This is a genomic window from Tardiphaga sp., assembly GCF_044336785.1.
In the GTDB taxonomy this organism is placed as follows: Bacteria; Pseudomonadota; Alphaproteobacteria; order Rhizobiales; family Xanthobacteraceae; genus Tardiphaga.
Map to the genome: position 1 here is coordinate 43286 of NZ_JBIIOT010000030.1, position 8891 is coordinate 52176.

At 61.8% G+C, this 8891-nt stretch carries 6 protein-coding genes and 1 riboswitch; of the genes, 1 reads left to right on the plus strand and 5 read right to left on the minus strand.

From position 1 onward, the window contains the following. Positions 1 to 108: 108 nt before the first annotated feature. From metE to ACIQ2A_RS11250, 4 genes are all read right to left on the minus strand, one after another. Positions 109 to 2442: a 5-methyltetrahydropteroyltriglutamate--homocysteine S-methyltransferase gene (metE, locus tag ACIQ2A_RS11235; protein WP_398478952.1), complete on the minus strand. Its 2334-nt coding sequence runs from the start codon at positions 2440 to 2442 to the stop codon at positions 109 to 111. A 102-nt stretch (positions 2443 to 2544) separates the two neighbouring features. After that, positions 2545 to 2769, minus strand: a riboswitch (cobalamin riboswitch). A 92-nt stretch (positions 2770 to 2861) separates the two neighbouring features. Beyond that, positions 2862 to 3779, minus strand: a complete 918-nt coding sequence (gene prpB, locus ACIQ2A_RS11240; RefSeq protein ID WP_398478954.1) for a methylisocitrate lyase — start codon at positions 3777 to 3779, stop codon at positions 2862 to 2864. Positions 3780 to 3789: 10 nt separating this feature from the next. Continuing rightward, positions 3790 to 4971 carry a 2-methylcitrate synthase gene (prpC, locus tag ACIQ2A_RS11245; protein ID WP_398478956.1) on the minus strand — a complete coding sequence of 394 codons (1182 nt, stop codon included), beginning with the start codon at positions 4969 to 4971 and terminating at the stop codon, positions 3790 to 3792. A 30-nt stretch (positions 4972 to 5001) separates the two neighbouring features. Further along, positions 5002 to 6519: an MmgE/PrpD family protein gene (locus ACIQ2A_RS11250; RefSeq protein WP_398478958.1), complete on the minus strand. Its 1518-nt coding sequence runs from the start codon at positions 6517 to 6519 to the stop codon at positions 5002 to 5004. Positions 6520 to 6696: 177 nt separating this feature from the next. On the opposite strand from ACIQ2A_RS11250, the gene ACIQ2A_RS11255 reads away from it, so the two are divergent. Then, complete coding sequence (locus ACIQ2A_RS11255; protein WP_398478960.1) at positions 6697 to 8142, plus strand: short-chain fatty acyl-CoA regulator family protein; 1446 nt, start codon at positions 6697 to 6699, stop codon at positions 8140 to 8142. Positions 8143 to 8357: 215 nt separating this feature from the next. Here ACIQ2A_RS11255 and ACIQ2A_RS11260 read toward each other — a convergent pair whose 3' ends face one another. Next, positions 8358 to 8612: a pyocin activator PrtN family protein gene (locus tag ACIQ2A_RS11260; protein ID WP_398478963.1), complete on the minus strand. Its 255-nt coding sequence runs from the start codon at positions 8610 to 8612 to the stop codon at positions 8358 to 8360. Between the last annotated feature and the right edge of the window lie 279 nt (positions 8613 to 8891).

The following is an 8891-nucleotide window of genomic DNA, read 5'->3' on the forward strand; positions in this document are numbered from 1 at the left end:
ATTCGATGCACCCATCATGCCGATTTATGGTTATCGCGCGGTTAATTGCGGCGGGGCGCAACCAGAGGGATGACAGCGCATCAAGGGATGCGCTGTCATCGGATTCGGTCAGGAGGCCGTTCGCAGCTCGCGGGCGGCGGCGACCATGTTGACGAGCGCGGGCTTCACCTCATCCCATTTGCGCGTCTTCAAGCCGCAATCCGGATTGATCCAGAGCTGCGCATCGGTGAGCCGCTGGCGTGCGAGCGCCAGAAGCTCGGTCATCTCGGCGATATCCGGCACGCGCGGCGAGTGGATGTCGTAGACGCCGGGTCCGATCTCGTTGGGATATTTGTAGCTCTTGAAGGCGTCGAGCAACTCCATCTTGGAGCGCGACGTCTCGATGGAGATGACGTCGGCATCCATGGCGCCGATGGCGTCGATGATATCGTTGAACTCGGAATAGCACATATGGGTGTGGATCTGGGTCTTGTCGTCCACGCCTGATGCGGTGATGCGGAAGCTGCCCACAGCCCAATCGAGATAGGTTGTCCACTGCGACTTGCGTAGCGGCAGGCCTTCGCGCAAGGCGGCCTCGTCGATCTGGATCATCCTGGCGCCGGCCTCTTCGAGATCGATGACCTCGTCGCGGATGGCGAAGGCGATCTGCTGGCAGGCGACGCTGCGCGGGATATCGTCACGGACGAACGACCAGTTCAGGATCGTGACGGGCCCGGTGAGCATCGCCTTCATCGGCTTTTTGGTCAGTGACTGCGAATAGCGCCACCAGCCCACGGTCATTTCCTTCGGACGCGAGACGTCGCCGAACAGGATCGGCGGGCGCACATAGCGCGAGCCATAGGACTGCACCCAACCGAATTTGGTAAAGGTGAAGCCGGTGAGCTGCTCGCCAAAATACTGCACCATGTCGTTGCGCTCGAATTCGCCGTGCACGAGCACGTCGAGACCGATCTCCTCCTGCCAGCGCACGGCCTCGGCCGTCTCTTCGCGGAGGAACTGCTCATACTTGTCGCGCGTGATGTCGCCACGGGTGAAGGACGCGCGGGCATTGCGCACGACGGCCGTTTGCGGGAACGAGCCGATGGTGGTGGTCGGGAAGCGGGGCAGGTCGAAGGCCTTGCGCTGGATATCCGCCCGGTTTGCGAAAGGCGATTTGCGGCTGTGGCTCTGGCCGTCCAGGCCCGCCATGCGCCTGGCGACGGCGTCATTGTGAATCTTCGGCGATGAATCGCGTGCGATCACGGCACTGTCGGAGGCGGCGAGCGCATCGCCGACGCTGGCGCGTCCCTGCGCCAGTGCTCTGCCGAGGGTCGAGAGTTCGCCCATCTTCTGCAGCGAGAAAGCGAGCCAGCTTTTCACATCGGGATCGAGATCGGTTTCGAGCGCGAGATCGATGGGCACATGCAACAGCGAGCAGGATGTCGCGATCTGTACACGCTCCGCGCCGAGCTGCTTCACCGTAGGCGTGATGCGATCGAGCGTGCCGGAGAGATCCGTGCGCCAGACATTGCGTCCATCGACGACGCCGAGCGACAGCACCTGATCCGGCCGTATGCGCGATGCCACCTGTACGAGCTGATCGGTGCCGCGCTTGAGGTCGATATGCAGGCCGGCCACGGGGAGGGCTAGTGCGGTGTCGAGATTGTCGCCGATCTCGCCGAAATAGGTGGCGAGCATGATCTTCAAGCCCGGCACATTGGCGCAGATGCCTGCATAAGCGTGCTTCAGCGCATCGCGGGTGGGACTGTCGAGATCGAGCACGAGACATGGCTCGTCGATCTGCACCCAGTCGGCACCGCGTTTCGCCAGCTCACGCAGCAGCTCGACATAGACGGGCAGGAGCCTGTCGAGCAGCGAGAGCGGATTGAAGCCTGCATCGTGGCTCTTGCCGAGCTTCAGGAAGGTGACAGGGCCAACCAGCACGGGGCGCGTGTGATGGCCGAGCGCCTTGGCTTCCTCGAACTCCTCGATCGGCTTGCGCGAGGACAAGGCGAATGTCTGATCGCTGGAGAATTCCGGCACCATGTAGTGATAGTTGGTGTCGAACCACTTCGTCATTTCCTGTGCGACAACGCCGTGGCCGTGATGGGCATGACCACAGCTTACATCATGTGCATCGCCCTGGGCGCCGCGCGCCATGGCGAAATAGGTGGCGAGCGATACGCTGCCAGATGTCCAGCCATAGGCCCTGGGAATGGCACCGACCATCACACTGGTGTCGAGCACCTGATCATAGAGTGAAAAGTCGTTGGACGGGATGATCGTCACGCCGAGTGATTTCTGTTGCGCCCAATTGGCGGCGCGCAGATCGGCTGCGGTCTTCAGCAGCTCTTGTTCGGTGGATTTTCCGGCCCAGAAACTTTCGAGAGCGAATTTCAATTCGCGCCGCGGACCGATCCGCGGCGTACCGAGCGTTGCAACAGGAAGTGAAGAGATCGACATAGCTTTAACCCCATGATTGGGGGCAAAGGGAAGGCGGACGCAGGCATGATCTGCCGCACATGCGGCAGGCTGCTTAGCGCACCACCGGGACACCCCGCCCGTGGACGTACAGTTTGTCGAGGCAGGTCTCCTGGCTCGCGGGTCGTGGCTGACGTCCGGCCTTCCCGAAGCTTCTGGCTTCAGTGACACTGATGGACGCTCGCTCACCGCTTACAGTTGCGGGGGCAGCGCCGGCCTTGCGACGAACTCATGACGTTCGTCGCGCACCGGCTTCCCTCTTAGCTCCGGATCGAACATGACCCGGAGACCTCGACGCAGAGACTTAAGTAGGCCGGGATCGGTTCGTCAATCCGTGGGCTGCCGTGTGGGCAGGCCGCGCATTGCATGTGGCGATCCCGACAGTGGGCAGAGGCCCGTCGTCATTGCGGCATGGCTTCCGGAACGATGGTCTGGATGATCGACGAATCCAAGGCTTCGTAATCATGCAGGCCGATGGTGTCGTAAAGCTCGGCGCGAGTCTGCATGCGATCGACCATGTTGTGGGTGCCGCCGTCGCGCGCGATGGCGGCATAGAGATCGGCCTGCGCCTTGTTGGCGACACGCAATGATGAGACCGGCCAGATCACCATCGCATAGCCCATCGCTTCGAATTCCGATGCGGAGAAAAACGGCGTCTTGCCAAACTCGGTCATATTGGCGAGCAGGGGCACGCCGGGCATCCGCTCCGCGAAGGCACGAAACATCTCGGCGGTGTTGAGCGCTTCCGGGAAGATCGCATCGGCGCCCGCGTCCATATAGAGCTTTGCGCGTGCCACCGCGCCGTCGAGGCCTTCGCTGGCTGCGGCATCGGTGCGCGCGATGATCACGAGATCGCGACGCGCTTTGGCGGCGGCCGCGACCTTCGCGGCCATGTCGCGGGCATCGGCGATCTTCTTGTCGTTGAGATGACCGCATTTCTTCGGCAGGATCTGGTCTTCGAGATGCAGCGCGCCAGCACCGGCCTCCTCGAAGGTGCGAACAGCATGCATCACATTCAGCGCTTCGCCATAACCGGTATCGGCATCGACCAGCAGCGGCAGTTGTGCCGCGCGGACGATCTGGCGGATGAAGAAAGACACCTCATCGACGGTGATGATCCCGAGATCTGGCAGGCCCATGGAGGCCGTCATCGCTGCGCCGGACAGATAAAGACCTTGAAAGCCAATGGATTTGGCCTGCAGGGCTGCCATGCCGTTGTGCGCGCCCGGGAGTTGGAGAATGCCGGGTGCTTTCAGCAATTGGCGAAAGCGACGGCCGGCGGTTTCAGTGGGCAGATCCGAGGCGACGAGATAGGGCATTCCATTGTCCTCAAGCTGCGCGTGGCGCGGGCGTGATGCCGCGTTGATCGATCGGCACGAAGGCCAGGTTCTCCGGGCCGATATAATTCGCAGAAGGCCGGATGATCTTGTTGTCAATGCGTTGCTCGATGATGTGGGCAGTCCAGCCGGAGGTGCGGGCGATCACAAAAAGCGGCGTGAACATCGCCGTGGGCACGCCGAGCATGTGATAGGACACGGCGCTGAACCAATCGAGATTGGCGAACATCTTCTTGGAATCCGCCATGACCGCTTCGATGCGGTCGGCGATCTCGAACATTTTGAGCGATCCAGCGTCCTGCGAGAGACGGTGCGCGACGTCCTTGATCACCTTGTTGCGGGGATCGGCGATCGTATAGACGGGATGTCCAAAGCCGATCACGACTTCCTTGTTGGCGACACGACGGCGGATGTCGGCCTCGGCCTCATCGGCATTGACGTAGCGCTTCTGGATTTCGAATGCGACTTCGTTGGCGCCGCCATGCTTGGGCCCGCGCAGCGCGCCAATCGCGCCGGTGACGGCCGAATAGATATCGGCGCCGGTGCCGGCGATGGAGCGCGCGGTGAAGGTCGAGGCATTGAACTCATGCTCGGCATAGAGAATGAGCGAGGTGTGCATCGCGCGCACCTCCGCCGGTTTCGGCGCCTTGCCATGCAAGAGATGCAGGAAGTGGCCGCCGATGGTGTCGTCATCGGTTTCCAACTCGATGCGGCGGCCGTTCTGCGAGAAGTGATGCCAGTACAAGAGCATCGAGCCGAGCGAGGCCATCAGCCGGTCGGCGATGTCGCGCGCGCCGGGATGGTTGTGGTCGGACGCTTCCGGCAGCACGCAGCCGAGTGTGGAGACGCCCGATCGCATGACATCCATCGGATGGGCAGCGGCAGGCAGGGTTTCCAGTGCGATGCGCACGGCGCTTGGCAGGCCGCGCAGGCTTTTCAGTTTTGTCTTGTAGGCGGCGAGCTCGGCCGGCGTTGGCAGCGTGCCGTGGACGAGAAGATAGGCGATCTCCTCGAATTCGCAGCTCTCGGCGACATCGAGGATGTCATAGCCGCGATAATGCAGATCATTGCCGGTGCGGCCCACCGTGCACAGCGCGGTGTTGCCGGCGACGATGCCGGAGAGGGCCACGGATTTCTTCGGGGCCGGGCGGGCCTGCAAAACCTCGTCAACCATGGAATCCTCCTTGCGTGTTTTCTGAGCGGATCATTTCGCCGACCAGTCGAAGATGCCGCGTGCCGTGTTGTCGTTGAGCCTGTCGGGATCGACGAAGAAATTGAGGTTGGCGATATCCTGCGCGGACAATTCGGGCAGGCGCTCCACGAGGTCGAGGAAGCGCTTCTGCTCCGCGGCATGGACGACGCCCTCAGCGAGCTGCTCGAATTTGCGGACATAGTTCGCGCGGACGAAGGGTCGGGCGCCGAGCGGATGTGCATCGGCCAGTGCGAGTTCGTCGCTGATGGTCGAGCCACCTTTCAGCGTGACGACGACGCGGCCGCCGAAGGCTTTCTGCCTGGGGTCATGGGTGTGGTAGCGCGCGGTCCAGGCGGGATCTTCGACCGTGGAGATCTTGTGCCACAGGGCGATGGTATCGGTGCGACGGGCGCGGTCTGGCGCATAGGAGTGCTGGTGATGCCAGCCGCCGTCTTCGAGGGCGACGGCGAAGATGTACATGATCGAGTGATCGAGGGTTTCGCGGCTCGCGGTCGGATCCATCTTCTGCGGATCATTGGCGCCGGTGCCGATCACATAATGGGTGTGATGGCTGGTGTGAATCACGATGCTCTCGATCTTCGAGAGATCGCCGATCTTGGGCCCCATGCGGCGGGCGAGATCGATCAAGGCCTGGCTCTGATATTCGGCGGAGTGTTCCTTGGTATAGGTATCGAGAATGGCGCGCTTGGGCTCGCCGCGCTCTGGCAGCGGCACGGTGTATTCCGCGTTCGGACCGGACAGGAGATAGGCGATAAAACCGTCTTCGCCTTCCCATGCCGGCGAGGGCGCGCCTTCGCCGCGCATCACGCGGTCCACGGCCTCGATCGCCATCTTGCCGGCGAAAGCGGGGGCATAGGCTTTCCAGCTCGATATCTCGCCCTTGCGCGATTGCCGCGTCGTCGTCGTCACATGCAGCGCCTGCTGCACGGCCTGATAGATCGTCTCGGTCGGCAGGCCGAGCGCGGTGCCGATGCCTGCCGCAGCCGATGGGCCGAGATGGGCGATGTGGTCGATCTTGTGCTCGTGCAGGCAGATGCCTTTGACGAGATCGACTTGCACTTCATAGCCGGTGGCGAGGCCGCGCAGCAGCGCGGCGCCGTCGAGGCCGCAATGTTGTGCGACGGCAAGGATCGGCGGGATGTTGTCGCCGGGATGCGAGTAATCAGCGGCGAGAAATGTGTCGTGAAAATCCAGTTCGCGCACGGCGACGCCGTTGGCCCATGCAGCCCATTCCGGCGAGACACGCTGGCGATGCGGCAGGCCGAAAATGGTGGCGCCGGGCGCCAATGGATGCGCCACGGCCTGCGCACGCGCACTCGCTACCGGGCGGCGCGCGATGGATGCGGCGGCGACGGCGGCATTGTCGATGATGCGGTTGCCGATCATCTCGATCACAGCAGGCTCGACGGCGACCGGATCAGACGCGACTTCGGCAATCTTCCAGGCGAGCTGGTCGTTGCGGGCGAGCTGTTCGGACGATTTGTAGCTACGGACGCTGTGGGATTTCACGAGAACCTGCCTATTAGGGCACGAACCGCACCGGGCTGTCGGGCGAGTGTTCGCGCTTGCATGTGACGGACAAGTTCGCAATATCTGCAAAAGCGTTAGCGCGAACAGGGCTGAAAAAGCGTAGTAAAGTGAAGAAGATCTGGTGAATTTGCAAAGTTTGCAAAGTCGGAGGCGACGATGAAGAAGGCCTTCATGGGCGTGCGGCTGCGGCGTCTGCGCGAGGAGCGCCGGCTGACACAGCAGGCGGTCGCATCCGCGATCGGCATTTCGCTGAGCTATCTCAACCAGATCGAAAACAACCAGCGCCCGCTGACGGTGGCTGTGTTGCTCAAGCTCAACGCGGCCTTCGGCGTCGATGTGCAACTGTTCTCCGAGGATGACGAAGCGCGGCTGATCTCCGATCTGCGCGAGGCGCTGTCCGATCCGCATATCGGCGAGACGATCTCGACGGCGGAGCTGCGCGAACTCGCGCTCAACATGCCGGCTGTTGGCCGTGCGCTGGTCACTCTCAACCGCAAGCATCGCCAGGCCGTCGAGCAGACCGCAGCACTCGCTGCCCAACTCGGCGAAGACCGGCAGGCCGACACGGCGCTGCTGCCATCGACGCCCTATGAGGAAGTGCGCGACTTTTTCTATGCGCGGCACAACTACATCGCCGAACTCGATGAGGCCGCCGAGGCGCTGGCGCAGAGGCTCGCACCGAGCGGCGCTGTTACATCGGAGCGGCTGGTCGATTACCTGCGCGAGCGACACCGGGTCTCGGTATCGATCGAGGATATGCCCAATGAGACTCATCGCCGCTTCGATGCACAGAGCGGGGCACTACACATCTCGCGCAATCTGGAGCCTGGGCAGCGCGCCTTCCAGATGGCGACGCAGATTGCCATGCTGGAGGAGGGCACATCGATCGGCGGGATCGTCGGCCGCGCGCAGCTTACAAGCAGCGAGTCATCGGCGCTGGCGCGGATCGGGCTCGCCAATTATTTTGCCGGTGCGCTCATTCTGCCCTATGAGCGGTTCCTCGCCGACGCCAAGCGCAAGCGCTACGATATCGATCTGCTGAGCGATGCATTCGGTGTCGGTTTCGAGACAATCTGCCATCGGCTCAGCACGCTGCAGCGGCCGTCATCGCGTGGCGTGCCGTTCTTCTTCATTCGTGTTGATCGCGCCGGCAATATTTCCAAGCGGCAATCGGCGACGGATTTTCACTTCTCGCGCATCGGCGGCACCTGTCCGCTGTGGAATGTCTATGAAGCCTTCGTGCAGCCGGAGCGGATCCTGACCCAGTTGGCGCGCATGCCCGATGAGCGCACCTATCTGTGGATCGCGCGCTGCGTCACCAAGCGGCGCGGCGGCTATGGCGCTTTGACCAAGACATTTGCCGTGGCCCTCGGCTGCGATGTTCGGCATGCGTCGGAACTCGTCTATTCGCAAGGGATGAATGTGATCGACGCTGCGGCAGCCACGCCGATCGGCATGGGTTGCAAGGTCTGCGAGCGCCGCAGTTGCCCGCAGCGGGCTTTTCCGCCGCTAGGGCGGCCGTTGGTGATCGATGAGCAGCAGACATTGTTTGCGCCTTACGCGGCGGCGGGCCATCGCGGTTCCGGTGAATGGCGGCCGTGAGGAAAGTTGGGCATCGGCGCGATCATTGATATGGTCCCGCCAAATGCTCCGCCGGCACCTGTCCGGCGAGGCCTCTTGTCGAAATAAGCAATTGATATGATGAATAAATTTTCCGTGGCGCCGATGATGGAATGGACGATTTAGCTGAGATACCTGCGCATCTTCAGTGACTTACGGATATAGCGCTCTGTAATGTTGTAAGTGATGTTGTTGCTTTATCGGAGAAAAGGCTCGAGTTCGCGCTTTGCGGCGGCTCTTCGAGCCTCGATAAAATCGGCAAGGTCGCTCACATGCACGCCTTTTGCGCCCTTCTGTGACCGCTCCATCCTCACGATTGGCAGCGCGATTTCGCCGTAGAGACACTTCCTCAAAAACTTCTCCCTAGTGATTCTGAAGAAGTCGGTCGCCACCGTGTCCACAGGGATGATGAGCTGGCCGTACTGCGCGAGCAGCATGAGAGAGGTGTTCATGAAAATGGTCTCGATTGCGTTGGGCGCACCATCGGACCGCGGGTTACGGACTGGCTAAGGGAGAGGGTTAGGATCAGCCTTCGAGCCAACTGACAAATTGATCCCAACGCCATCCAACACGGTATGATTGAACGCAATGAGGTGGTGCGGGTTGCTATCCGGCATGATCCGAACCTTTGACGAACTCATCTGATATCCCTTCTTCGCGATGGTCGGGTGCGGCGGATGTTATACCGAACGCGGCGACGCGTAGCGCATTCAACTCGTTTTCTTTTTCAA

Coding starts and splice junctions, on each gene's coding strand:
- metE (WP_398478952.1), bottom strand. CDS start 2,442: ATGTCGATCTCTTCACTTCCTGTTGCAACGCTCGGTACGCCGCGGATC.
- prpB (WP_398478954.1), bottom strand. CDS start 3,779: ATGCCCTATCTCGTCGCCTCGGATCTGCCCACTGAAACCGCCGGCCGT.
- prpC (WP_398478956.1), bottom strand. CDS start 4,971: ATGGTTGACGAGGTTTTGCAGGCCCGCCCGGCCCCGAAGAAATCCGTG.
- ACIQ2A_RS11255 (WP_398478960.1), top strand. CDS start 6,697: ATGAAGAAGGCCTTCATGGGCGTGCGGCTGCGGCGTCTGCGCGAGGAG.
- ACIQ2A_RS11260 (WP_398478963.1), bottom strand. CDS start 8,612: ATGAACACCTCTCTCATGCTGCTCGCGCAGTACGGCCAGCTCATCATC.